Here is a 23,810-nt window from a genome sequence, read left to right on the forward strand (position 1 = left end):
CTTATTATTGTTAGAGAGTATTATACACACATCCTGCACGAAAGGAAACCTTTGAATTGAAATTTTATGAATCATCTGAAGAGAACATGTAGTTCTTATGGTAAAACCTCATACTGAACACGAGCCCGAGGGCAAGCATATTCCCCATTAACGCACTTCCTCCATAGCTGATGAAAGGAAGGGGGATACCCGTGATCGGCAGAAGCTGGATCGTCATGCCGATATTCTGGAAAACGTGGAAGGTGATCATGCTGATGACACCTGCACATACATAAGCGCTGAAAGGCTCTTTGATATCAAGAGCAGTCTTCGTCAAATGATAGATAAGCAGGAAGAACAGACTGATGACGACACTGGCTCCGATGAATCCAAATTCTTCACCGATGACACTGAATATGAAGTCTGTGTGGTTTTCAGGGATGTACACCTGTTTATCCTGATATCCTTTCCCGAATACCTGTCCGGACCCAATGGCTTTTAAGGAATTGACTAAGTGATAGCCTTCCTGTTTCTGATAATTATAAGGATCAAGCCAGGAGTAGATGCGGCCGAACTGGTACGGCTGGACACCCAGATATTTTTCCAGGAGCTGAGGCGCGTACACGACCAATGCAAGGATTGAAGCCCCGGCTGCCGCAATACTGGCGAAGATAGGGACAATCAATTTCCATGTGATTCCCGATACAAGGATAAGGCCGCTGACAATCGCAATGATCACTAGTGAGGTACCCAAATCGGGCTGCTGCATGATCAGCCCTAGTGGGATCAATGTGACCACACCGATTTTTAAAAGTAACATGAAATCCGTCTTCAGTGTCTTCTTTGGATTATTCTCATGATGGCTGCTGATGACCCTGGCGATGGCAAGGATCAAGAATGTCTTCATGAATTCTGATGGCTGGATCGATCCGACTCCCGGCAGTTCAAACCAGCTTTTCGCTCCGTTTCGGACGGGTGCGATGCTGGAAGGGGCGATGACCAGCAAGGCAAGCAGGAATAGTCCGAAACCGTATGCGTACCAGGCCAGTCTCTTGTATTGATCCGGATCGAACAAGAGAGCAAACCCGATCAGGATGAAGCCGACGACATACCAGAAAGCCTGTCTTAAAACGAAGTTATAACCAGCATACTGGCCTGATGTCTGGGCGCTGCTGATGGCAATTGTGCTGACAATGAAAAAGAGAAACAGTAAAAATATTAATCCCCAATCGATTTTATCTGAAAAACGCTGGCGAGTTTCCATGTGCATTCACCTTAATTTCTAATTGAATTCTATAGTACAGTTTAATGGAAGTCCGTGAAATATGAAAATGTTTTTATTAGTAAATTTTTGGGTTGGAAGAGTGCAGTACCTTTTCTTCAGTTTGAAAGGGTATTGGTTGATTTCCGCTGCAGGCGCCCGACTCCGCGGGGCGGGCGGTGAGCCTCCTCGGCTGCGCCTGCGGGGTCTCACCTGTCCCGCTAATCCCGCAGGAGGTCGGGCACCTTCCGCTCCAATCAACTTCCTGACGAATAATGTTGATCATAATGGACTATCTGAATAATAAAGCTAAAATTATCATTTTCAGTTTTATGTACAAAACTAACCTGACCTCTAGCCAACACTCTTAACTCTATCAAAGATGGGTTGCCTGAACAATAATGATTTAGATGGGTTTACTCCTTTTGCGCCGGCCTTTGTTTCTATTACCCTAATTTCACATTTTAAAGCGTCTGGAAAAACGATGAGGACTGCCCGATTAGCCCGGTCAGTCCTCATTCATTCTCTTCACTTCGACATAAAAAATGTGGTGCCCTTCCATTTCCTTGGCAGTGATGGTGTATCCGTCCTCAGACAAGGAGTCGCCTTGTTTGAGGTCATACTTTTGGGTGAGCATCCAGCCGCCGATTGTATCAACCTCTTCGTCCGATAGGTCCGTCCCGAGAAGATCATTGAATTCATTAATCAACAATTTAGCGTCTATAATAAAATGCTCATCAGCCACCTGTTGGACGAGTGGACGTTCATCGATATCAAACTCATCCTGGATCTCGCCGACAATTTCTTCTATTATGTCTTCCGCTGTGACGAGACCAGCCGTTCCGCCGTATTCATCGATCAAGATTGCCATATGCGAGCGCTCCTTTTGCATTTTTAACAAAAGGTCATGAATCGGGATCGTCTCGATGACCCTGATGATCGGCTTGATATAGTTGGGAACCGGCTGATCCTGTGGACACTCATTGCTCAGGCAGTCGGTGAGAATTTCCTTTATATTGATAAGCCCGAGAATGTTATCTTTATCTCCTTCAGTGACAGGATAACGGGTGTAGCCTTCCTCTTTGACTGTCCTCACAATTTCTTTCAGAGGTGTATCTTTCTCAAGGCTGATGATTTCCGTTCTGGGGACCATCACTTCCTTGGCGACCCGATTATCGAATTCGAAGATCTTATTTACATACTCGAGTTCAGATTGATTGATTTCGCCGCTTTCATAGCTCTCGGATAAAATGATCCGGAGTTCTTCTTCCGAATGGGCGACTTCATGTTCGGAGGCTGTTCCAAGGCCGAACATCCTGGTGATGAAGCGCGCTGAACCATTCAATGTAAAAATGAAAGGGTACATGATTTTATAAAACATAATTAACGGCTTTGCGGTTAAAAGGGTGATGTGTTCTGCTTTTTGAATGGCCCACGTCTTCGGCGCTAATTCACCGATCACGACATGCAGGAATGTGATCACACCGAATGCAATAACGAAGGCAATGACGTGTGACACCGATTCAGGAATCGCAAAGCTTTCGAATACTGGATTCAGCAGAACGACGATGGTCGGTTCTCCTAACCAGCCCAAGCCTAAAGCAGTAATGGTAATGCCGAGCTGACATGCTGATAAGTAGCCGTCCAGGTTGGAAATGATCTTCTGTGCTGCCTCCGCTTTTGGGCTGCCTTCCGCGACAAGCTGATCGATCCGGCTTGACCTCACTTTGACAATGGCGAACTCGGATGCAACGAAAAAAGCTGTCAATCCAATCAGGACCGCTACGAGAAATAGATTCAAAGCAATCATAAATAAGGGCAACCCCTTAAAACGTTAAGAGGATTGGGCCTCTGCACCTCCCCGAAAAAGACTCTTATAAATACATTCCCCCATTTAATTGGAATTAGTCTTTTCTCTAGTAATTAGCGGGAGAGGCGGCAGCTTCTACATTAACGCATGAATAAAAAATGAGGCGATGCCAAAATAAATGAGCAGCGAAAGTATGTCATTGATGGTTGTGATCAGCGGTCCCGAAGCAACAGCGGGATCGATTTTAATTTTATATAAGATCAAGGGAATCACTGTGCCGGCCATGGTTCCGATAATCAAAGTAAGCAGAAGCGAAGCCCCCACGACAAAACCAAGTACATAGCTCCCTTGCCAGACGTAGGCAATAACGGCAATCAAGAGTGCGCATGTAACCCCGATGATCAGGGCGACCCCGAATTCCCTCCCGATCAATCGCATGACTGTCTTCATGTCAATGTCCCTTGAAGCCAGCCCGCGGACAACGACTGCCAGCGATTGTGTTCCTGTGTTACCCGTCATCCCGGCAATCATCGGCATGAAAAAGGCAAGAGCCACAACCTTGGATAGTGTCTCTTCAAAGGAAGCGATAATGCTCCCGGATACAAGGCCGATAAACAGCAGCAATACCAGCCAGGGCAGCCTTCTGTAGGCGGCAACATGGGATTTGGTATCGAAATCGATCGCCTTACCGGATGCGGACAGCTTCTCGATATCCTCGTTCGCTTCCTGGATGACAACGTCGATTATGTCATCGAACGTGATGATTCCTTTCAGCTCCCCTTCATCGTCAATGACGGGAATGGCCAGGAAGTCATATCGCTCAATCAGCCTTGCCGCTTCTTCCTGGTCAGTTTCCAATCCGATTGAAATTACGCGTGTATACATGATGTCCTTGATCATATGATTCATATCGGCGAGGAGGAGGTCGCGATAGGAGACAACCCCGACCAGCTTTCTGTGTTCGTCCACAACATATAAGTAATTGATCGTTTCCGCAAATTCCGCGAATGTTTTTAACTTATCGACAGCTTCCCTGACAGAGTAATAATTCCTGATCCAGACAAAGCGGTTTGTCATCAGGCGGCCGGCGGTTTCCGGCGGGTAGTTCATCATGTCCTGAACGATGGATGATTCCTCTTTCGTCATTCCCGAGAGGAATTGCTGGATCCTTTCCGGTGACATATTGTCCAGTAATGAGGCGATATCATCGTTGTCCATATCATCTAGGACTTTGCCGGACCGTTCTTTCCCGATTCTTTGAAGGGCGGAAATTTGTTCCTCCGGAGCAAGTTCCTGAATCATATCCGCCAGAACGGGTATGGTTAATTGAAGGAGGAAACGTGACTGGTGTTTCTCAGGCAAATCTTTATAAATCAACGCCATATCATAGGGCTGGAGTTCTTCAAGGATTTGCTGCAGTTCTTTTTTCTTTCCATCTTTAAGGGCCTTGATGGTAAGCAGTGTCAATTGGTCTTGCGGCAATGTTTTATACATGCTCCGACCTCCTTTGGTGGAGATTTCATCTTCTATTATAGTCTTAACCGGTATTAAAAAAATGTAATGATAATAAAATATTATTTTCGTCAAAATTTGATAAAATTAACGTTATGAATTCAGATACCAGAATAAGGGATGTGGTACCACTGAAACAGAACGGCCATTTTAAAGACGTCATCTATGTACACCAAAACGAAACACTGAAATATGTGATGTCTTACGGATTGGGTTTCCGGGATTTCTCACAAAACCTGCCGCAGCCTCTCAATCACTTGCTGATGATCAAGCATCAATTTGATCACGGCTCATTCAATATGAATACAATGATGGAGTATACAAATAAGAAGGATGTCAGCAAATTAGCAGGAGATAATATATACGGTTACGGAGATTTCTGCTGGATCGACTTTGAAGAAGTGGATGGCCTTGACCAGCTGGGCGGACAGGAGCTGGCTGAAATCCTCTATATGGGACACACGAAACAAAGTCTCCATTCACCTTTCTATTCCAAGTTGAATAACCGCTTTGTCTACTTGGCACATGATGACGGATGGTTCAACAAAACCTATTACCGCTATACGGATGACTTCTACAGCATGCTCGGAAGCGTCATTTCGGCCAAGCTGCTGCAGCAAAAAGGGGACAAGTCCCTGAAGCGGCTCCTGCCAAGCCAGAAGGTCACCAACCTTCCGCCGATCTCCAAAGAAGTGATGTATTCACTAAAAGAGAAGATCAAAGAGGGAGCGGCGATTTCTATCGAAAAAGCCATCAAAGGCAGAGGAAACATCAAGGTGCCCATTTGGGTAATGGGTGACTACATGCATATGGACACCATGTTCGAAGATTATAAAACCCGCTCAGCCCAGCCGCCATACGGCTATTTCGTCTTTGACCGGAAAACCAAAGAGTGGGGACTTTATATCAACTAAAAGAACCAGATTAAGCCTGTATGCTTAATCTGGTTCTTTGTTTGCAGAATAACTTTACCGCTTTAAAGCGCGAAGAGGGACAGTCCCTCTTCGTGCTTTAAAGTGCTAAAGGGTCCGTCACAACAAAAAAACAGGACAAGCAAAGCCCGTCCTGTTACCTTACGAAACTAGGTTTCTTTTCTTCCCACTCTTCGCGAAGAATACCCATCCGGATTGAATCATAATATTCTCCGTTATAATAACGGCACTTTCTCAGGCGGCCTTCAAGGATCATCCCGATTTTTTCAGCAGCTTTCATCATGCGCTCATTGCCTGACCATGTCGTGATGCCGACGCGAGGGATATCAAGCGTTTGGAATAGGTGTTCAACCCATAGAGCCAAAGCTTCTGTACCATAGCCGCCATTCCAATACTCCGGACGGTAGATCCCGATCCCGGCTTCAAGCCACTTGGTGTCCTGGTTTTCCCAGTAGTAGGTGACCGTACCGATGAGGATATCATCGACAATAATCGCCATCCTCTGATTATCCCGGCCATCTTTAATTTTTCTCGCCGTTCCTTTTATGTAAGATTTATAGTTGGGTTTACTGTGAGGGAAATAGGGAGCATCCCATTTTTTCCATTCAGGAAGAGTATCATCTTCCCCGTAAATCAGTTTGAATAATTCCGGAAGATCTTCCGGCTCGACCGCCCGAAGAGTTACTTTTGGTCCTGTGATTGTCATTCTATCTCTCCTATACCTGTCGTCAGAAAATTAACTCTTTATTTTATTTAACCACACTCGGCAGTTTCTCTAAAGGAAAACATCCATTAACAAGGAATTTCGCAAAGGAAATCGAATTAGTGTAGGGACGATAACTTTTGGGGGGATTAAGATGTCATTGAAATTAGGCTATATCATCCTATACGTGGAAAACTTGGATAAAACCATTCATTTTTACAGAGATCTGCTTGGGCTTTCTATTAAAATGGAAGCTGGAACATACATAGAACTAGAAACGGGCGCAACAACCCTTTCTTTTAATACGAGAGAGTCCGGCAGGGATATAACCGGACTACCGATCCCTGATCAAAAACGGAAAGAGCAGACTTTTGAAATCGGCCTCGTCACGGAGGATGTGAAAGGTGTCGTTGAGAAATTAAGGGCGGAAGGAGTTGCCATTCTGCTCGAGCCGACAGAAAAGCCCTGGGGGCAAGTCGTTGCCTATGTGGAAGATCCGGACGGGCATTATATAGAGATTTGCACACCTCTTTAAAAAGGTCTCAGTAAGCGGGCGCTCCCATATTTTTCAGCTTATTAGAAGGTCTGTATCCCCCGTGGGTACAGGCTTTTTTGAGCACATCCTCATTTTTCACCCCGGATATGAATACGAATAGTACTAACAAATACTATAACCGGGATGGGGAAGCTCATGATACAAATAGCGGGAAGGACCTTTCAGCAGATTGATTCATTGAACCTGGGAAGTATTGAAAAAAAGATCGCTGTAAAAATGGTTGATGCCAAAGTGGTCTATTCATACCCTGCAAACAAGGATTTTTTATTTGAATTGAAATACAGAAAGAATATGATCGAAAGCGCAAAACAGATGAGTGGGGGAAAGGCGGTCTTCACCACCTTCGTTTACGCGGCTTGCAATCCTGCCTATTGGGACCTGACGAGTGCGGGCGGATTCCGGTTAAAAGATGGTGTGAATCCTTCCGATGCGATACGCGATATTTTCACGAACAGCACGTTATATGCATTTGAATGCGCCACAGCATGTGTCATCATCTACTATCATGCCGTTTTAAACAGTATTGGTGCAGCTGATTTCAATGCGCTTTTTCAAGATATCTATTTATACAGCTGGCATACCGATCAGGATCTGGGGATCCATACATTCTATGGAGACCACGTTTTGCCGGGAGATGTCGTTTACTTTAATAATCCGGACTATAGCCCTGACAGCCCGTGGTACCGGGGCGTCAATGCGGTGGCCATGGGGGATGGGCAATATTTTGGGCATGGGCTTGGTGTCATGAGCGATACAGAAATTCTCGAATTTCTCAATAAAATGAGGAAGGATGGGAGTGATCAGTCTGCCTATTTAACAAGCCTGATCACACGGCTTTCTTTCAATAGTGCAGCAGGTATCGGGGTTTCCCAATGGAGCCGCGCGAAAAAGCAGCAAAGGGTCATACATCATAATAAAGATTCCATCTCTTGCTTGAGGTATCATCGTTATCTTTCTAAAGGGCTGCCATGGCCAAGATAGACTTTCACCCATTTTTGAGGTTGACGGGCTCACATCACGCATCCCGAGAGTACTATAGTTAGTGATAAATATGCCCTAAAAGGAAGTGACTAGAAAATGTATGGTAATGTAAATGCAGCCCCTAATGTGAATATGGCGCCAACTGCAGTATCACCTGCGTACACTTCGCCAGCTTACTGTTACCCTGTAGCTCCAGCCCGTGGATATGGAGATTTTGTGTTGATCGTGGTTCTGTTCATCTTGTTGATTATCGTAGGAGCTTCATTCGTCCCTAAATGTTAATATAAATATCATGAAAAAATCCTGTGCCGCTTAGTCTGCACAGGATTTTTTTTCGTTGTTTGACTTCAGTGGTTTCTTCCGCTTTTTATTGTTAAGGAAATTATAAAATTTTTGGGGTGTGGATAATAAAGATTGTGCTCTGCATCCAGCTCCAGCGCCTAGCCCCTCGGGGTCATAAGCCAATCCGTCAAGAAGGTTAAAGAGCAACCTTCCCGCCGGCTCGTCTTATGCCTGTCGGGGCTGATCAAGGCGCTTGCGCTTTTGTTATCAAGCTGTTTCCCTCGCCGGCTTTTTCGCCAGCAATGAGCATACAATCCCGAGGGCGGGAAGGATCAAGGTCAGCAGCAGGATCTCCGAATAGCCATTAAACGTATCATAGGCAAAACCAAATGGCAGCGGGCCGAACGCCGACCCTAATACCATGACAGTCGTGGCGGTTCCTTTGATGCGTCCCAATGCAGCCCTTCCATAATAACTAGGCCAGATATAGGTCAGGGCAATCCGTTCGAAACCGCCGCTGATTCCCCAAAGCAGACCGAAGACAATCGCCAGCCAAGGGCTTTTTGTAACAAAGAGAAATAAGATGAAAATGATCTCCCCGAGGAATATCCCGGCAAGTACATAGTTGACCTTTACCTTATCCAAAACCCTTCCGGCAAGCAGTGTCACCGGGAAGCCGACGAGAGCCATCAGGCTGAGGACAAGGGCGGCAGTTCCTGCGGAAAGGTCGTTCCACTTGAAAATGGAGATCAAGTGAAAGGTGATTCCGGTATTGACGAGTGCAGGGATGCTGACACAGAAAAGGAGCAGCCAGAAGGCTTTTGTTTTCAAGGCTTCCTGGAAAGTCCAGTTGTCCTCCAAGTCGTCTTCCTCATCTTCCGTCATGTCAGGCCTTACTTGCCGTCCATCAGGAAGGAGGCCGATATCTTCAGGTTTGTTTCGTACAAAGAAAAGGGCAAGAGGTGTGAAAACCACTAAAAGAAGTACAGTCCACACCTGCCATGTGAAACTCCAGCCGTATTGGGTAACCAGCCAGGCATTGATCGGCGGTATTGCTGCAGAGCTGGCAAATCCGCCGATAGCCATAAAACTCAACGCCTTACCGCGCTTTAAGATAAACCATTGAGGAACAAGCGTATTCGGAATGAGTGTGAGTGACCCCTGCCCGAATAATCGAATCAGGAAGAACCCGATGAAAAGCATCGCTATATTCGCGACCATGCTGTTGAGCAGGCAGGCAAGCGCAAGCCCGATCGAAACGAAGACGAGCATCCGCCTCTGTCCAAAACGGTCAATGAACCATCCCACAAAGAACATACATAAACCGGACAGTAAGGTAGCGGCAGAATAAATAGAAGAAACCTGCGACCGGCTCCATCCGAATTCAGCGATATATCTATCAATAAAGACGGAAACAGAGTAAGTTTGGCCGGGGCCGGAGAAAAAGACAGCAAGACCGGAAATCGCAACAATCATCCAGCCATAATAAAACTTCGTATGTATAGGTGCTTTTGAACTCATTGTAAAAACCTCCTTTCCATAGAATAGCAAAAACGCTGGACATCCTTGTAAGGATTTGACTTTTAAGATGAGAATATTTTTTCTGAATAGTTAAACTTTTAGGTGGTGCGAATTTAGTGCATGAGATAGTTTTTGTTAGAAAAACGAAGTTATCAAGAGAAAACATCAATAAATACCGCTTACATAACCTCTTGTTAAGTTGTTGAATAGCAGGTATGATTACTCATGTTTTGGTCGGTGTCTTTTCTACGGGAAAAGAAATACTATATTAATAGAGAGAGGTGCAAGTTTTTGTTCAAAAACTATAAAACTGAATGGTTCCACAATGTCAGAGGAGATATCCTTTCAGGTATTGTCGTTGCCCTTGCTTTAATTCCGGAAGCGATCGCGTTTTCCATCATTGCGGGTGTAGATCCAATGGTAGGATTGTATGCTTCCTTTTGTATTGCGGTTGTCATTGCTTTTGTCGGCGGGCGTCCTGCAATGATTTCTGCTGCTACAGGTGCGATGGCCCTGGTGATGGTCACGTTGGTGAAAGACCATGGCCTTCAATATTTGTTTGCCGCCACCATTTTGACAGGTGTGCTCCAAATTCTGTTCGGGGTATTTAAACTTTCGAGGTTCATGAAATTCATCCCTCGTTCTGTTATGGTCGGTTTCGTAAACGCACTGGCTATTTTGATTTTTATGGCACAGGTGCCTCACTTCCTTGGTGAAGGTCCATTGGTTTATGCCTTGATTGCCGGAGCACTTGCTATCATTTACATCCTTCCAAGGTTTACTAAGGCTGTTCCATCTCCGCTGATTGCGATCATCGCGATTTCCATGATCGTTATTTTCGGCGGTCTCGGTGTGAAAACAGTTGGTGATATGGGGGAATTAACAAGGTCTCTCCCGGTTTTCTTAGTGCCGGAAATTCCTTTTAACTTAGAGACATTAGCCATTATTTTCCCTTATTCTATCGCTTTGGCGATGGTTGGTTTGCTGGAATCATTATTAACAGCGTCGATTGTTGATGATATGACAGATACAGCAAGTGACAAGAACCAGGAAAGTAAAGGCCAGGGGATTGCGAACATCGTCGCTGGTTTCTTCGGCGGCATGGCGGGCTGTGCGATGATCGGCCAGTCAGTGATCAACGTTAAGTCAGGCGGCCGCGGACGTTTGTCTGCATTTGTGGCCGGGGTATTCCTAATGTTCCTGATCCTGGTTCTCGGTGATCTGGTTGTACAAATTCCAATGGCTGCTTTGGTCGGTGTCATGATCATGGTATCGATTGGTACATTCGACTGGGGATCTCTAAAAGCGCTGAAAAAAGCGCCGATCACAGATTCACTTGTCATGATTGTGACAGTTGCTGTAGTGGTTTATACGCATGACCTGTCTAAAGGAGTGTTTGCTGGAATCATTTTAAGCGCACTGTTCTTCGCTGCTAAAATTTCAGAAGTCCATGTTCACTCATTTATCGAGGAACAAACGGGGAAACGCGTATATCAAATTACAGGACAGATTTTCTTTGCGTCTGTAACTGACTTGATTGCCGCAATTGATTACAATGAAAATGTGGAGAAGGTGGAAATTGACCTTTCCAAAGCCCACATCTGGGATGACTCCGGTGTCAATGCGATCGACCGTATCGTCCTGAAGCTAAGAGAATCAGGAACAGCGGTCACACTGATAGGCGTTAATGAAGCTAGTTCAAACCTTATAGATAAATTGGCCGTCCATAATAAAGAAGGCGCTAAGCTTTCAGGCCATTAAAATAGAGACTGCTCTTCTTCGGAATAAGTGGTTCACTATAGAGGAAATTCATAGTCTTTAGCATACGAATTGCATCACTATTCGTATGCTATTTTTTATTAAGGGAAGAAATTTCCCTTATTGAAGAAATCTCGGGGAAAACAGGTCAAATAGAGGAAGAATCTTCCGCTATTTACTTAAAAAACGTGAAAATCGGGTTGTTGAGCATGTTTAACGGAAAATCCTTCCCTTATTTACCTCTCGCCAGTTAAATTCTGCAGTTTAACTGAAAAATCTTCCCTTATTTTAAGTACCCTTCCTTTTTCCTGGTGACTTTCTCAATTATTGGATTTATAGAAAAAAACAGTCCGTTGTAGACTGCTTTTCCTAGTTTTACAATCACAAAACTGAACTACTTTCCATAAAACCGTAATTTTTTATCGAAGATGGTCAAAAAAACAGGACCAAAGACGTATGATTTAACAAAGTTAGAGGGGGATAGACAAAAACTGATTGGTTCAAAAGAATGCTTCTATCCCCAAGGACATCTGATAAAATAAAACTCAAAAGAGGTGTAAAGGTTGAAATCTATTCTATTGGCATCCGATGGATCACCGCATTCGGGCAAAGCAGCTGAACACGTTGTCACCTTGTTGAAGGGTGACGAGGAATATAGACTGATGGTGGTGCACGTTGTTGATCATGAAGCCTCAAAGCATGATGCCTGGCTCGGAATGAATCCCGGCGCAAGACAAAGGGAGCGGGAAGAAAAGATGAAGCCCATCTCCAGAGTTCTTGAAAAGGCAGAGCTCGCTTATTCAGTCAATCTCACAAAAGGAGACCCGGCTGAGGAAATCATTGTATTGGCTAAAAAAGAAAATATGGATTTTATTGTAGTCGGAAGCAGAGGCTTGAATGCCATACAGGAGCTGATGCTGGGAAGCGTCAGCCCTAAAGTCGTACAAAAAGCGGACAGGCCGGTACTGGTGGTGAAGTGATCAGTGCCAGTCACCACCCGGAATGTGTCTGATATTGTCGAATATGACACTAAAGCTTTATCACGTTAACGCACTAAGAGGGACTGTCCCTTTTAGTGCGTTAATGCGTTGCAGGGAATAGCCCGGGTTCGGTTCCCTCATAATAAGTATGTTTGATAAGGTATCGCGCGGGGGTAATATTTTACCAGCGCAAGAATGGCGGATCGCAGAATTACATTTGATACATAGAAATTTATGGTGAAGGGTGTTGCTTTAAACGGATTTCTGCATAGGCTGATAACATGGATTCTGAAATGAGCCTTAGAGCCGTAAGACTTTATTTGCTTTTCCTGCATAATCCTTCTTCCGCTTTTAAGTGAAAGTGATAAAATAGAAACATCTACTCATATTTGGAGGCTATACTTATGAAAACGAAAATTTGTTTATTATACGGAGGCAAGTCAGCGGAGCATCAAGTTTCTTTGCAGACAGCCAAAGCAGTTATAGGCGCGCTGGATAATGAAAAATATGATATATATCCGATCTATATTTCAGAGGAAGGCCAGTGGATCAAGGGGCCTCAGCTGGAAGGACCGGTAGAGGAAGCGAAAAAGCTGGCATTTTCAGAAGGAGAGGCGATTGCTCCGAATGCTTTAAGCACGACACTAAGTGTTTCTGAGAGCGAAGACAGCACATTTGATGTCATCCTTCCGCTGCTTCACGGACCGAACGGGGAAGACGGAACTGTCCAGGGAATGCTTGAGCTCCTTAACCTTCCTTATGTCGGTAACGGAGTTCTGGCTTCAGCGGCTGGGATGGATAAAGTCATCATGAAGAACCTTTATGCACAGGCGGGAATCCCGCAGGTGAATTACGTGTGGTATTTGAAAAAAACATGGGAAAGCGATCCGGAAGCCGCTTACTTGGAAGTTGAAAAAGAACTCGGCTATCCTTGTTTTGTAAAACCGGCCAACCTTGGATCTTCCGTAGGGATCAGCAAGGCGACTTCCCGTGAGGAACTGGTCCTTGCCTTTAAGGAAGCCTTCCAATTTGACCGCAAAATCATCATTGAACAAGGCGTCAAAGCCAGGGAAATCGAGCTTGGCGTGCTGGGGAATGACGACCCGGAATGCTCTGTAGCCGGTGAAATCCTGCCGAAAAAAGATTTTTATGACTACAAAGCGAAATATGAAGATGGAGACACAGCCCTGATCATCCCGGCAGAAATCCCGGAAGATACCTACGAAGAAATGAAACGGATTGCAGTCGATTCGTTTAAAGCATTGGACTGCTCGGGTCTTGTGCGTGCGGATTTCTTTTTAACAGAAGAAGGTACGATTTATATGAACGAAGTGAATACGATGCCAGGATTCACTCCATTCAGCATGTTCCCTCTGCTTTGGAAGCACAGCGGTGTGGAATATCCTGAATTGATTGAACGTCTTGTCCAGCTGGCAAAAGAACGTCATGCCGAGAAGCAGAACATCAAACATACTATGTAAAACAAAGGGGCTGACGAGGAAAACTGGTCAGCTCTCTTCTTTTATACATACACGAGAGTAACAAAGTTGAGAAAAGAGCCTATAATAATTGAAAATAGCCGCAAAGGGAGCTGTTGAAATGATAAAAAAATCTTTAGGCGAGTTAGCCCAAATGATAAATGTAGAAAATGATCTATCGGCATTTCAGGATGTAACCATTCAAGGGGTCTCCATCGACTCCAGGAAAATTGAAAAAGGAAACTTATTCATTCCTTTCAAAGGGGAAAAAGTGGACGGCCATAAGTTTGTTGAGGGAGCCATTAAAAGCGGAGCAGCTGCTTCTCTATGGGAAAAAGATGTGCCGAACCCTCCGGAAGGCCTTCCGATCATCATCGTGGAAGATAGTCTGCAAGCATTGCAAAACCTGTCCACAGCCTACCGCCATGAACTTGGCATCAAAGTTGTCGGGATTACAGGCAGCAATGGAAAAACGACCACGAAAGATATGGTCGCAAACCTTCTCAGCTTGAAATACAAAGTTCAAAAGACACAAGGGAACTTCAACAGCCATATCGGCCTTCCGCTAACCATTCTTGATTTGGAAAAAGACACTGAGGTGGCGGTCCTGGAAATGGGCATGAGCGGATTTGGCGAGATCGAACAGCTGTCAACTATCGCCCTTCCGGATGCGGCTGTCATCACCAACATCGGTGAGTCACATCTTCAGGACCTGGGTTCCAGGGAAGGCATCGCCAAAGCCAAGCTGGAGATCATCAGCGGTTTAAGAGAAGAAGGTTTGTTTGTCTATTACGGGGAAGAGCCATTACTGAACGAAAGAATCGACAAAGACTGGCCGTTCAGAGTGGAAACCTTCGGCAAAGGAACAGAAAACACGCTTTATCCACTAGAGGTAAAAACAACCGATTCCGGAAGTGTGTTCAGGGTGAATGCAGAGCCTGATACAGAAGTCGTCCTTCCGGTGCTGGGTGAGCATAATGTCATGAATGCCCTCGCTTCCATGCTGATCGCAAAAGAACTGGGTGTGGATTACAAGGAAATGCCTCAGGCCTTCCAGCAGTTGAAGCTGACAAAAATGAGAATGGAAATGATGGAAGGGAAGCATGGCGAGAAAATTCTTAATGATGCCTATAACGCAAGCCCGACTTCCATGAGGGCGGCAATCGGCCTTCTGTCAGGCCTTGAGGGGTACAGCAAAAAAATTCTGGTTGCCGGTGACATGCTTGAACTTGGCCCAAATGAAGAGGCTTATCATTATGAGGTAGGGCAGGAAGTCCAAAAAGGCAAGGTTGATTTGGTCTTCACTTACGGTGACCTGGCTAAGAACACCGCAAAAGGGGCAGCAGAAAACATCGGCGAAGAAAACGTCTTTAGTTTTGATGACAAACAGCAGCTGACTGAGAAGCTGGAAAGCATCCTTCAAGGAAACGAAGTCATCCTTTTTAAAGCTTCGCGCGGGATGGAGCTGGAAGAGATCATCGAAAATCTTACCAAGTAATGCTTTTGGACCGAGAAATCGTGCCTGGCACAACTTTGTACCAGGCACCCGTTTTATTTTGATAAGTATTCCTGCAGCTCTGCCAATGAGGAAACTGTTATGTCCGCGGCACTCCCTGCTGGCGCCAGTTCATCCACTGTCAGCCAGGCTGCCTTCATGCCGGCTTTTCGGGCGGCGGCCACATCATTCTCATAATGGTCACCAACATAAAGGCATTCTGAAATTGAAACATTCAATGCTTCTGCAGCAGATGCGAAAATCTCGGGATTTGGTTTTTTCATCCCGGCTTCTTCAGAAATAACGATACAATCAAAATGAGACCGAATCCCAAGAGCGTCGATAGTTTGGTTTTGCACATCCGTCATGCCGTTTGTAATCATGCCTATTTTTAACCCCAGTGACTTGATGAATATCAGAAGAGCGGAAGCCCCGTCCATTTCAATGCAGTGCCGGTGAAAGCCGTTCCGGTAATCATGCAGCAGCTCTTCGGGTGAAAGCGGAAGGCTGAATTCTTCTGCTAAGGAGGCATACACCTTATCTTTCCAAACATACCCCCTGCATTCCAATTCGATGAACCGGTCAATATAAGAGGGAGGTATGACCGTATGGTGCAGTCTGTTTAAGGTTTGGTGCTGAGCTTTCAGGAACTCAAGGACCGAGGAGTCCCTGTCATGCAGCGTCCTGTCCAAATCAAATAAAATGGCTTTCATGAAAAACCTCCTTTGGTTATAAAAAGCAAACCGCAAAGATGTTTACAAAATATTATTTTGCGCTATAAATATAATACCTCGAAAACGGTGATAATGATGAATGGATGTTTACTTATACATGGTTTTACAGGAGGACCTTATGAAGTCGACCCTCTGGCTCATTATCTCAAACGCCATACAGATTGGAAGATTGCAGTGCCGACACTTCCCGGCCATGGTGAGTCACTCGCTCTGAAAGGGAAGAAGGCGGATGAATGGGTTGAATGTGCAGAGAAGGAATTGAAGGTTTTGCTGGAAGAATGTGAAGAGGTATATGTTATCGGCTTTTCCATGGGAGGCCTTATCGCTAGTTATCTTGCTGTGAAGTACCCCGTCAGCAGGCTGGTCTTGTTAAGTGCTGCCGCTTACTACGTCAATCCTAAACAGCTCCTGGCAGACATTAAGGAGATGATCCAGGATGTTTTCCGGGGAGAATTGTCCGATAATGAGTTATTCTTGCGGTACAAAAAGAAAATCAAGGATACCCCCATATCGGCAACCTACCAGTTCAGGAAAGTAGTATTGATGGCCAAACCGTTGTTGAAGGATATTAATGTTCCCGTTTTTATTGCTCAGGGAAAAAAAGATGGAATCGTTCCTCCGAAAAGTGCCGATTTCTTGTATGAAGAAATTACATATGAAGAAAAGGAGAGATATTTTTCGGAAGAAGCAAAGCACTTGATCTGCCACAGTGATGACAGTGATGAACTATTCAATAAGGTGAAAGAATTCCTGGTGAAAGATAAGTGAATAGCAAGATAATTTTACTTTAATTGAAATCTTCTTCTATTAGTGGTAACATATCCATAACATTGTTCACATTTTTTTGTGCAAACTCTTCTTTAAGAAGAGTAATTTTTTTTGTAGGGTAGTTATTGTCCCAAACACGTTGCCGATAAGGATAACACGGCTTTCACAATAAATATATCTCGGTAAGATCCATGACCCTTATGTTTTATAAGGGTGCTTAGACTGCAGCCGGGTTCTCTTTATGAAAATGTAGACCATGTCAATAAAATAAATGCATCAATAAACAAGGCTTTTTTCGTAACCTTTGTTGCTGGCAGTTGAAGAAGAGAATTTCTTCATGATATCTATTCGCTCCCCTTTCAACTTGAAAAGAGCGTCATTTTAATTTATTGATTTGTAATAGCAGCAAATAATGCGGAAGCAGCCCTGAACAAAAGGAGAAATGAGAAATTGACAAAGTTTTCAGATTTAAATTTAAGCTCTAGTACATTAAAAGCGGTCAATCGCATGGGCTTTGAAGAAGCAACACCAATCCAATCCGGTGCGATTCCATTGGCACTTGAAGGTAAAGACGTTATCGGCCAGGCACAGACAGGTACTGGTAAAACGACAGCATTTGGTATCCCGATGGTAGAGAAGATCGATGTGAACAACCCGAACGTACAAGGACTTATCATTGCCCCGACTCGTGAGTTGGCAATCCAGGTTTCTGAAGAGCTTTTCAAAATCGGTCAAGATAAAAGAGTACGCGTATTGGCTGTATACGGCGGACAGGATATCCAGCGCCAGATCCGCGCGATGAAGAAGAACCCTCATATCATCGTCGGTACACCTGGACGTATGCTTGATCATATCAACCGCAGAACGTTGAAGCTTGGAAACGTAAGCACGCTTGTTCTGGATGAAGCGGATGAAATGCTTAACATGGGATTCATCGAAGATATCGAATCAATCTTGAAAAATGTACCGGATGAGCGCCAAACACTATTGTTCTCAGCAACAATGCCGGGACCGATCCGCAAGATTGCGAACAACTTCATGACAGATCCTGAAACAGTAAGTGTAAAATCAAAAGAAATGACGGTTCCTCATATCGAGCAGTACTTTGTAAAAGCGCATGAAAAAGAAAAATTCGATGTGCTTTCCCGCTTGCTTGATGTGCAGTCACCTGAACTTGCCATCATCTTCGGACGCACAAAGCGCCGTGTCGATGAACTGGCTCGTGCATTGACACTAAGAGGCTACTCTGCAGAAGGAATCCACGGTGACTTGAGCCAGGCGAAACGTATGACAGTTCTCCGCCAGTTCAAAGAAGGCCGTATCGATGTCCTTGTTGCAACTGACGTAGCAGCACGCGGACTTGATATTTCAGGCGTTACTCACGTATACAACTTCGATATCCCTCAAGATCCTGAAAGCTATGTCCACCGTATCGGACGTACAGGACGTGCAGGTAAAGAAGGTATGGCGATGACGTTTGTAACACCAAGAGAAATGGGTTACCTGCGCATCGTTGAGAAAACAACGAAAAAGACAATGACGCAAATGAAGCCGCCTACTTCCAACGAAGCATTGGAAGGACAGCAGCGTTTGGCAATGGAGAAGCTTGTTGAAACAGTGAACTCCAATGACATTCAAAACTACCGCAACATGGCAAAAGAACTGCTTGAAGACCACAGCAGCGTGGATATCGCAGCAGCTGCTCTTCGCCTGTTGACAAAAGAGCCGGATGATACACCGGTTCAAATCACAGAAGAAAGACCGCTTCCGAACAAAGGAAACGGTGGACGCGGCGGCGGAAAACGCGATTTCAAAAAAGGCTCTAACCGCGGCGGCAAAGGCGGAGGAAGACAAGGTTACTCTTCTTCAAGAGGCCGTTCTTCAAGAAATCCTCGCCGTAAACAGCAGCGCGAATCTTAATAAATATACGAAACCATCTCCTTTATCGGGGATGGTTTTTTTGTTGTTTGGATGAGGGGGTGCCAGCAACATAGTGGGGGAGTGAATCGGATGATGTCCTCAAAGGGCGTGAATGGCGGCATCATAATGGGAGCATAAAGCGGATAATGTCCTCAAAGCGGGTGAATGGCGGCATCATAATGGGGGAGAGAAGAGGATGATGTCCTCAAAGAGCGTCTATGCGAGCATCATAATTGGAGAGAGAAGAGGATGATGTCCTCAAAGAGCATCTATGCCGGCATCAAAAGGGGAGAGCAAAGAGGATGATGTCCTCAAAGGGCGTAAATGGCGGCATCATAATGGGAGCATAAAGAGGATGATGTCCTCAAAGAGCGTCTATGCCAGCATTAAAAGGGTAGCTTGAAGTGGATGATGTCCCCAAAGCGTATGTAAACCAGCATCATAATGGCGGAGTAAACCGAATGATGCCAAACCCCCGAAACTCACCAAACCCCTTTCTAATAGAACCCGCCCCAATAGCAGATGCTATTCCCAAAAAAGGCGGAGAAGAAATGACAATTGTTCGATTGGGTTATGTAGCGATGAGTGTTCACCTGGAGAATGCGTCACCATCTCAGACGATGACATATAAACAATTTTCACAGCTGAAAGACAGGGAGGCCGGGTTGCGGAAGCTTGAGCGGATAGCAGTCTCCAATCTGCATAACTGCTTGAGGCTCCTTAAGCATAATCTTGCTCATGACATTAAATTCTTCCGGTTCAGTTCCAAGCTGATCCCGCTAGCGAACCATCCCGAGCTGAAAGACTGGAAATTCATGAGGGCCATGAAAGAACCGCTGCAGGAGATCGGTGATTTTATCAAGGAGCATCCGCAGCGGGTAGGCTTTCACCCTGATCACTTTGTCCTCCTCAATACCAATAACAAAGATACTCTTAAGAACACTCTGCAGACGTTGAAGATCCATGAGGCGCTGCTGAGGGGGATGGATGTCGATCCGAAGCATCGGTGTGTCCTTCATGTCGGTGGGGCATATGAAGATAAGGAAAAGGCGCTGGAACAGTTCATCCATAACTGGGGGCTGACTCCTGTTTCATTGCAGGAGCTGATCATCCTCGAGAACGATGATACTGTTTTTACCCTTCATGATACCCTTTATTTGTGTGAAAAGCTTGGAATCCCTATGGTTTTTGATTATCATCATCACCTGGCTCACCATGAAAAAAGCTGGGAAGAGGATTGGGAAAGAGTCGTGGGGACTTGGGCGGATTCACCTCTTCCGGTGAAAATGCATATATCCAGTCCGCGCTCTGAAAAAGATTTCAAAGCGCACGCTGAATATATTGATCCGGGTATGTTCCTCGATTTTCTCAATGGCATTAAAGATTCCGCGGATCAGGTCGACTGCATGATTGAAGCGAAAAAGAAGGATGATGCCTTGTTCCGGCTGGTTGAAGATCTGCGGGAAAAGAAGGAGCTTCGCTGGATCGATCATGCATCTTTTGAAATTTAATAGTGAAACGAAACTAAAATGCGCCTGCAATCGTATACAATGGAGAAAGGTAGAAATCGATTGGAGGAAGAACGATGGTGAATGAACCAAGCACAAGAATATCGGAGAAAGCGCTCCCTGTCTGGAGATGGTCCGGGCTGATTCATTCGGTCGGAGTCATCATCCTTGCTGTGGCAGCGCTTGTTCTCTCGATTATTTTTGACTGGCCGCTTTGGATTCCCGTTACGGCGGTGATCATTGCTGCTGTCTATACATATTTTTTTGCCGTCCTGTTCCCGGTCATACGCTGGAAGAGATGGCGTTATGAAGTAAGGGAGCAGGAGATTGAGCTTCAAAGAGGAGTCTTCTTTGTGAAAAGGACACTTGTACCGATGGTCAGGGTCCAGCATGTTGATACCGTACAGGGGCCGCTGCTTAGGAAATATGGTTTAGCGACTATAACCATCTCCACGGCCGCGACTACTCATGAGATCCCCGCACTCGATATGTATGAGGCTGATGAGCTGCGAAATTCGATATCGGCTCTGGCAAGGGTGGCTGAAGATGATGTCTGAGAAAAAGAAGCTTCATCCGATTTCCGCAGTGGCAAACTTTCTTAAGCAGTTGAAGGAGCTCATTCTTCCGTTCATCTTTTTGGTCTTTCTGAACAGAGGAGATGATTCCGAAGGATTCCTTGAGTGGCTGCCATTTATTATTGGTGGCTCCATCATGGTTTTCCTGCTGGTCGCAGGGATCATCAAGTGGCTTCGTTTTTCCTATTGGCTTGAAGAGGGAGAGCTGCGGATTGAATATGGATTATTTGTAAAGAAAAAGAGATACATCCCTTTTGAACGGATTCAAAGCCTGAATTTGACGGAGGGGATCCTGCAAAGGCCATTCGGACTTGTTAAGGTCAAGGTGGAAACTGCCGGATCTTCTGATTCCAAGCAGGCGGAAGCGGAACTGACGGCCATCAGTAAAAGTGAAGCGCAGGAACTGCAGAGGATCATTAACGAAGCTAAATCGTCTAAAAGAAATACAGGTGCTGAAGAAGAACAGCCTGTTATCCAAAACAACGAAGAAGTGGTATTCAAAATGAATTTTAAAGACCTGCTGCTGATGGCCACTACCTCCGGAGGTGCCGGTGTCGTCATCTCGGGGGTGTTGATTTTCCTATCACAATTCGATGAACTCATACCGTATGAAAGAGTGTTTAACGAATTGGAGCAGTTCGTCCGAAGCGGTGTTGTTCTGGTGAGTGTTGTTGTGATCATAGGCCTGTTGATTGCCTGGATTGCGGCCATCATCGGCACTTTGTTGGTGTTTGCTGATTTTACCGTAAAAAAGCAAGGGGCCGACTTGATTATCACAAGAGGCCTTCTGGAGAAAAAGCAAATGACGGTTCCGATCAATCGGATCCAAGGGGTCAGGATCGTCGAAAATATCCTGAGACAGCCCTTGGGGTATGCTGCCGTTCAAATTGAAAGCGCCGGCGGATCTGTACTTGAAAAAGAAAGCAGCACAATCAAGATCCTTCCAATGATCAAAAAACAAAAAATAGAGGCAGTCATGAAGGATGTCCTGCCTGACTACAAGATTTCAGTAGATTTTAAAACCGTACCTAAAAGATCCTTGAAACGTTATCTTTTCAGGGAAAGCTTGCTGGTGACAGCCGTTATTATTGGGGTGACCATTGCTTTCTGGCCGCTTGGGCTATGGTCGTTATTCCTTTATGTCCCGTTTTGGCTTTTCGGGTATTCCAAGTTCCGCAGTGCCGGCTGGAGTATCGAGGAAGCACAACTTGGCTTGAGATACCGCTCATTGCAGAAGCATACATTATTGATGAAGAAATACCGGATTCAATCATTGGAAACAGAGCAAAACTTCTTTCAGGTGAGAAAAGAGCTGGCCAACCTGAGGGCAACAGTGAAATCAGGAGAAACAGGAGCCGCAGGCAAAATTGTCGACCTCGATGATGAAAGTGTAAAAAGAATTTATCAATGGTATTACCCTGAGAAGCAGGGGCTGTAAAGGTGTATGCGTGCGGTATCCAGAAACAAGGAAACCAAAGACCCAAAACAAAAAACGGCATGTACGAGGAGCGGTTCCCTCGTGCACGCCGTTTTTTAATAGTGATTTTTTTTGACCATATAAGGAAGCAGCAGCCAGGAAATAATGATGCCTGCAAGCAGTCCGAATAGGTGGGCGGTAATATTGATATTGGATTGGAAGAAAGTCATGACCAAACCAATCACAACAATCGGGATGATCACTTGCTTGTTTTGTGCTGAAATCAGATGTTTATGAAACAGGGCCATCCCGACATAAATACCGAATAACCCGAAGATTGCCCCTGATGCGCCTACATGGTTATAAGTTAGCGGTTCTAAAAAGTAAGTAGCGACATTGGCGATGAAACCGCAGCCGAGATAAATAGCCGTAAACTTTATTTTTCCAAGCATCCTTTCCAATGGAGGAGCGAAGAGGATGAGGGAAAACGAGTTGAATAAAAGGTGGGCAAACCCCAGATGAACGAAGATTGGAGTTATCAGCCTCCACCACTCGCCGTTGAATATATAAAGGTTGATTCCGGCAAAATGTTCATAGACCCATATCTCTGGTAAGAACGGAACCAAAGTAACACTGAATAACAATAGATGAATAAATACTATAATGGATACAATCGGATAAAGCCGGATGAATTGAGAAAAGCTTTCTGTTCGGACAAACATGTTTGTTACCTCCTTTAAGAACGCTGACCCTTGCATGTCTAACATTCTACCTGTTTATTCGCCGAGTGTGTAGCCTGATGTGTGTTACCATCAATGATGGGATATCTTGTACTAATACTATGTAATAATAGATAGAAATAGAATGAGGAGGATCTCAATGATCAAAGGAATCGGTCTTGATATAGTGGAAATCAAAAGAATAGCCAGGCTTGCAGAGAGGCAGCCGAAATTTATTAAAAGGGTTTTGACTGACGCGGAAATCGATCACTACTCATCTTTATCCGATGGCCGCCGATATGAATTTCTGGCGGGCAGGTTTGCTGCAAAAGAAGCATTTGCCAAAGCCCGGGGCACCGGAATCGGTTCCGATCTTTCTTTTACGGATATTGAAGTGAGAAAAGATCACCGGGGCAAGCCTTATATAGCCTTGCCAATTGATAAAGGTGTGCACCTTTCCATCACCCACAGCAAAGATTTTGCCGCTGCGCAGGTGATTATAGAAGAAATTTAAGTGAATTCCATGAAAAAGCCTCTCAAGGACATGAAGTGGACAAAATCGTTATAAAAGTGTCTTGAAGAAGAGTCTCAAAGGCATGAACAAGAAAAAAGAACATCCTAGGTGCCTTGAAGAAACTTCCCAGATACATAAAAAGAAAAAAACCCTTCAGTGTGTCTTCAAGGACCTCAGCCGCTCAATTAATTTTTACGGGCTTGTCATCTTTTCTAGCATAAACCCCATGGTTGTCTCATATATTCATAGTGCAGTAGGAGAGACAAGGCCAGCTGGCAGCGGGATTGCTGTTTTCCAAAGATTTTTGGACGGCGGGTGTTGAGCGGCTTGAATGGAGAACAGTTCATTCATGCCGGCTGGTTTCCCCTCTCTCTAATACGTTAACTGAGATAAAAGGGGTTGAAAGG

At 45.0% G+C, this 23,810-nt stretch carries 22 protein-coding genes and 1 other annotated feature (1 of these 23 cut by a window edge); of the genes, 15 read left to right on the forward strand and 7 right to left on the reverse strand.

The genetic code is table 11. The features are described from left to right. Window positions 1-5 (reverse strand) — a binding site (T-box leader) (it extends 202 nt beyond the left edge of the window). A gap of 59 nt (window positions 6-64) precedes the next feature. The 3 genes from ACOJQI_RS01285 to mgtE form a co-directional block, all read right to left on the reverse strand. After that, window positions 65-1,243, reverse strand: coding sequence for an FtsW/RodA/SpoVE family cell cycle protein (locus ACOJQI_RS01285; RefSeq protein ID WP_421382819.1), 1,179 nt, complete (start codon window positions 1,241-1,243; stop codon window positions 65-67). 505 nt (window positions 1,244-1,748) lie between these two features. Continuing rightward, the gene (locus ACOJQI_RS01290; RefSeq protein ID WP_421382821.1) at window positions 1,749-3,050 is read right to left on the reverse strand and encodes a hemolysin family protein; all 1,302 of its coding nucleotides are present in this window, start codon (window positions 3,048-3,050) and stop codon (window positions 1,749-1,751) included. A 135-nt stretch (window positions 3,051-3,185) separates the two neighbouring features. Continuing rightward, entirely contained in the window at window positions 3,186-4,544 is a 1,359-nt protein-coding gene (mgtE, locus tag ACOJQI_RS01295; RefSeq protein ID WP_421382823.1) for a magnesium transporter, read from the reverse strand. 113 nt (window positions 4,545-4,657) lie between these two features. Here mgtE and ACOJQI_RS01300 point away from each other — a divergent pair, with 113 nt between their 5' ends. Continuing rightward, on the forward strand, window positions 4,658-5,476 hold the full coding sequence (locus ACOJQI_RS01300; protein ID WP_421382825.1) for a hypothetical protein: 819 nt from the start codon (window positions 4,658-4,660) through the stop codon (window positions 5,474-5,476). 154 nt (window positions 5,477-5,630) lie between these two features. Here ACOJQI_RS01300 and ACOJQI_RS01305 read toward each other — a convergent pair whose 3' ends face one another. Beyond that, window positions 5,631-6,200: a GNAT family N-acetyltransferase gene (locus tag ACOJQI_RS01305; protein WP_421382827.1), complete on the reverse strand. Its 570-nt coding sequence runs from the start codon at window positions 6,198-6,200 to the stop codon at window positions 5,631-5,633. Window positions 6,201-6,351: 151 nt separating this feature from the next. Here ACOJQI_RS01305 and ACOJQI_RS01310 point away from each other — a divergent pair, with 151 nt between their 5' ends. The 3 genes from ACOJQI_RS01310 (at window position 6,352) to ACOJQI_RS01320 (ending at window position 8,016) form a co-directional block, all read left to right on the forward strand. Further along, window positions 6,352-6,732 carry a VOC family protein gene (locus ACOJQI_RS01310; protein ID WP_421382829.1) on the forward strand — a complete coding sequence of 127 codons (381 nt, stop codon included), beginning with the start codon at window positions 6,352-6,354 and terminating at the stop codon, window positions 6,730-6,732. Between the two features lie 156 nt (window positions 6,733-6,888). Continuing rightward, window positions 6,889-7,734, forward strand: coding sequence for a protein-glutamine gamma-glutamyltransferase (locus ACOJQI_RS01315; RefSeq protein WP_421382831.1), 846 nt, complete (start codon window positions 6,889-6,891; stop codon window positions 7,732-7,734). A 132-nt stretch (window positions 7,735-7,866) separates the two neighbouring features. Next, the gene (locus ACOJQI_RS01320) at window positions 7,867-8,016 is read left to right on the forward strand and encodes a YjcZ family sporulation protein (RefSeq protein WP_421385366.1); all 150 of its coding nucleotides are present in this window, start codon (window positions 7,867-7,869) and stop codon (window positions 8,014-8,016) included. A 267-nt stretch (window positions 8,017-8,283) separates the two neighbouring features. On the opposite strand, the gene ACOJQI_RS01325 is transcribed toward ACOJQI_RS01320, so the two are convergent. Continuing rightward, window positions 8,284-9,537: an MFS transporter gene (locus tag ACOJQI_RS01325; RefSeq protein WP_421382833.1), complete on the reverse strand. Its 1,254-nt coding sequence runs from the start codon at window positions 9,535-9,537 to the stop codon at window positions 8,284-8,286. A 291-nt stretch (window positions 9,538-9,828) separates the two neighbouring features. On the opposite strand from ACOJQI_RS01325, the gene ACOJQI_RS01330 reads away from it, so the two are divergent. The 4 genes from ACOJQI_RS01330 (at window position 9,829) to ACOJQI_RS01345 (ending at window position 15,251) form a co-directional block, all read left to right on the forward strand. Beyond that, window positions 9,829-11,298 carry a SulP family inorganic anion transporter gene (locus ACOJQI_RS01330; protein WP_421382835.1) on the forward strand — a complete coding sequence of 490 codons (1,470 nt, stop codon included), beginning with the start codon at window positions 9,829-9,831 and terminating at the stop codon, window positions 11,296-11,298. Window positions 11,299-11,858: 560 nt separating this feature from the next. After that, entirely contained in the window at window positions 11,859-12,275 is a 417-nt protein-coding gene (locus tag ACOJQI_RS01335; RefSeq protein ID WP_421382837.1) for a universal stress protein, read from the forward strand. 404 nt (window positions 12,276-12,679) lie between these two features. Further along, window positions 12,680-13,756 (forward strand): D-alanine--D-alanine ligase, encoded by a 1,077-nt coding sequence (locus ACOJQI_RS01340; protein WP_421382839.1) that lies wholly within the window; start codon window positions 12,680-12,682, stop codon window positions 13,754-13,756. 118 nt (window positions 13,757-13,874) lie between these two features. Continuing rightward, the gene (locus tag ACOJQI_RS01345) at window positions 13,875-15,251 is read left to right on the forward strand and encodes a UDP-N-acetylmuramoyl-tripeptide--D-alanyl-D-alanine ligase (protein ID WP_421382841.1); all 1,377 of its coding nucleotides are present in this window, start codon (window positions 13,875-13,877) and stop codon (window positions 15,249-15,251) included. Between the two features lie 53 nt (window positions 15,252-15,304). On the opposite strand, the gene ACOJQI_RS01350 is transcribed toward ACOJQI_RS01345, so the two are convergent. Continuing rightward, complete coding sequence (locus tag ACOJQI_RS01350; protein ID WP_421382843.1) at window positions 15,305-15,961, reverse strand: HAD family hydrolase; 657 nt, start codon at window positions 15,959-15,961, stop codon at window positions 15,305-15,307. 96 nt (window positions 15,962-16,057) lie between these two features. Here ACOJQI_RS01350 and ACOJQI_RS01355 point away from each other — a divergent pair, with 96 nt between their 5' ends. The 5 genes from ACOJQI_RS01355 to ACOJQI_RS01375 all read left to right on the forward strand — a co-directional run bounded on the left by ACOJQI_RS01355 (window position 16,058) and on the right by ACOJQI_RS01375 (window position 22,191). Next, the gene (locus ACOJQI_RS01355) at window positions 16,058-16,750 is read left to right on the forward strand and encodes an alpha/beta hydrolase (protein ID WP_421385367.1); all 693 of its coding nucleotides are present in this window, start codon (window positions 16,058-16,060) and stop codon (window positions 16,748-16,750) included. A gap of 450 nt (window positions 16,751-17,200) precedes the next feature. Next, entirely contained in the window at window positions 17,201-18,670 is a 1,470-nt protein-coding gene (locus tag ACOJQI_RS01360; RefSeq protein ID WP_421382845.1) for a DEAD/DEAH box helicase, read from the forward strand. A 551-nt stretch (window positions 18,671-19,221) separates the two neighbouring features. Further along, entirely contained in the window at window positions 19,222-20,181 is a 960-nt protein-coding gene (uvsE, locus tag ACOJQI_RS01365; protein WP_421382847.1) for a UV DNA damage repair endonuclease UvsE, read from the forward strand. 74 nt (window positions 20,182-20,255) lie between these two features. Beyond that, the gene (locus ACOJQI_RS01370) at window positions 20,256-20,735 is read left to right on the forward strand and encodes a PH domain-containing protein (RefSeq protein ID WP_421382849.1); all 480 of its coding nucleotides are present in this window, start codon (window positions 20,256-20,258) and stop codon (window positions 20,733-20,735) included. Beyond that, entirely contained in the window at window positions 20,725-22,191 is a 1,467-nt protein-coding gene (locus ACOJQI_RS01375) for a PH domain-containing protein (RefSeq protein WP_421382851.1), read from the forward strand. Before ACOJQI_RS01370 ends, ACOJQI_RS01375 begins: the two co-directional genes overlap by 11 nt. A 95-nt stretch (window positions 22,192-22,286) precedes the next feature. Here the strand turns inward: ACOJQI_RS01375 and ACOJQI_RS01380 are convergent, their stop codons facing one another. Further along, on the reverse strand, window positions 22,287-22,892 hold the full coding sequence (locus ACOJQI_RS01380; RefSeq protein WP_421382853.1) for a rhomboid family intramembrane serine protease: 606 nt from the start codon (window positions 22,890-22,892) through the stop codon (window positions 22,287-22,289). Window positions 22,893-23,049: 157 nt separating this feature from the next. On the opposite strand from ACOJQI_RS01380, the gene acpS reads away from it, so the two are divergent. Both acpS and ACOJQI_RS01390 read left to right on the forward strand, forming a co-directional pair. Then, a complete protein-coding gene (acpS, locus tag ACOJQI_RS01385; protein ID WP_421382855.1) occupies window positions 23,050-23,403 on the forward strand; it encodes a holo-ACP synthase in 354 nt (117 codons plus the stop codon). Between the two features lie 82 nt (window positions 23,404-23,485). Continuing rightward, window positions 23,486-23,725 carry a hypothetical protein gene (locus ACOJQI_RS01390; protein ID WP_421382857.1) on the forward strand — a complete coding sequence of 80 codons (240 nt, stop codon included), beginning with the start codon at window positions 23,486-23,488 and terminating at the stop codon, window positions 23,723-23,725. The last annotated feature ends 85 nt before the right edge of the window (window positions 23,726-23,810 follow it).

The sequence above is a fragment of the Bacillus salacetis genome (genome assembly GCF_049177075.1).
Classification (GTDB): domain Bacteria; phylum Bacillota; class Bacilli; order Bacillales; family Bacillaceae_B; genus Rossellomorea; species Rossellomorea salacetis_A.

Excerpts from the sequence above, each read along its gene's own strand:
- ACOJQI_RS01285 (WP_421382819.1), bottom strand. The coding sequence starts at position 1,243 with ATGGAAACTCGCCAGCGTTTTTCAGATAAAATCGATTGGGGATTAATA.
- ACOJQI_RS01290 (WP_421382821.1), bottom strand. The coding sequence starts at position 3,050 with ATGATTGCTTTGAATCTATTTCTCGTAGCGGTCCTGATTGGATTGACA.
- mgtE (WP_421382823.1), bottom strand. The coding sequence starts at position 4,544 with ATGTATAAAACATTGCCGCAAGACCAATTGACACTGCTTACCATCAAG.
- ACOJQI_RS01300 (WP_421382825.1), top strand. The coding sequence starts at position 4,658 with ATGAATTCAGATACCAGAATAAGGGATGTGGTACCACTGAAACAGAAC.
- ACOJQI_RS01305 (WP_421382827.1), bottom strand. The coding sequence starts at position 6,200 with ATGACAATCACAGGACCAAAAGTAACTCTTCGGGCGGTCGAGCCGGAA.
- ACOJQI_RS01310 (WP_421382829.1), top strand. The coding sequence starts at position 6,352 with ATGTCATTGAAATTAGGCTATATCATCCTATACGTGGAAAACTTGGAT.
- ACOJQI_RS01315 (WP_421382831.1), top strand. The coding sequence starts at position 6,889 with ATGATACAAATAGCGGGAAGGACCTTTCAGCAGATTGATTCATTGAAC.
- ACOJQI_RS01320 (WP_421385366.1), top strand. The coding sequence starts at position 7,867 with ATGGCGCCAACTGCAGTATCACCTGCGTACACTTCGCCAGCTTACTGT.
- ACOJQI_RS01325 (WP_421382833.1), bottom strand. The coding sequence starts at position 9,537 with ATGAGTTCAAAAGCACCTATACATACGAAGTTTTATTATGGCTGGATG.
- ACOJQI_RS01340 (WP_421382839.1), top strand. The coding sequence starts at position 12,680 with ATGAAAACGAAAATTTGTTTATTATACGGAGGCAAGTCAGCGGAGCAT.
- ACOJQI_RS01345 (WP_421382841.1), top strand. The coding sequence starts at position 13,875 with ATGATAAAAAAATCTTTAGGCGAGTTAGCCCAAATGATAAATGTAGAA.
- ACOJQI_RS01350 (WP_421382843.1), bottom strand. The coding sequence starts at position 15,961 with ATGAAAGCCATTTTATTTGATTTGGACAGGACGCTGCATGACAGGGAC.
- ACOJQI_RS01355 (WP_421385367.1), top strand. The coding sequence starts at position 16,058 with ATGAATGGATGTTTACTTATACATGGTTTTACAGGAGGACCTTATGAA.
- uvsE (WP_421382847.1), top strand. The coding sequence starts at position 19,222 with ATGACAATTGTTCGATTGGGTTATGTAGCGATGAGTGTTCACCTGGAG.
- ACOJQI_RS01370 (WP_421382849.1), top strand. The coding sequence starts at position 20,256 with ATGGTGAATGAACCAAGCACAAGAATATCGGAGAAAGCGCTCCCTGTC.
- ACOJQI_RS01375 (WP_421382851.1), top strand. The coding sequence starts at position 20,725 with ATGATGTCTGAGAAAAAGAAGCTTCATCCGATTTCCGCAGTGGCAAAC.
- ACOJQI_RS01380 (WP_421382853.1), bottom strand. The coding sequence starts at position 22,892 with ATGTTTGTCCGAACAGAAAGCTTTTCTCAATTCATCCGGCTTTATCCG.
- acpS (WP_421382855.1), top strand. The coding sequence starts at position 23,050 with ATGATCAAAGGAATCGGTCTTGATATAGTGGAAATCAAAAGAATAGCC.
- ACOJQI_RS01390 (WP_421382857.1), top strand. The coding sequence starts at position 23,486 with ATGAACAAGAAAAAAGAACATCCTAGGTGCCTTGAAGAAACTTCCCAG.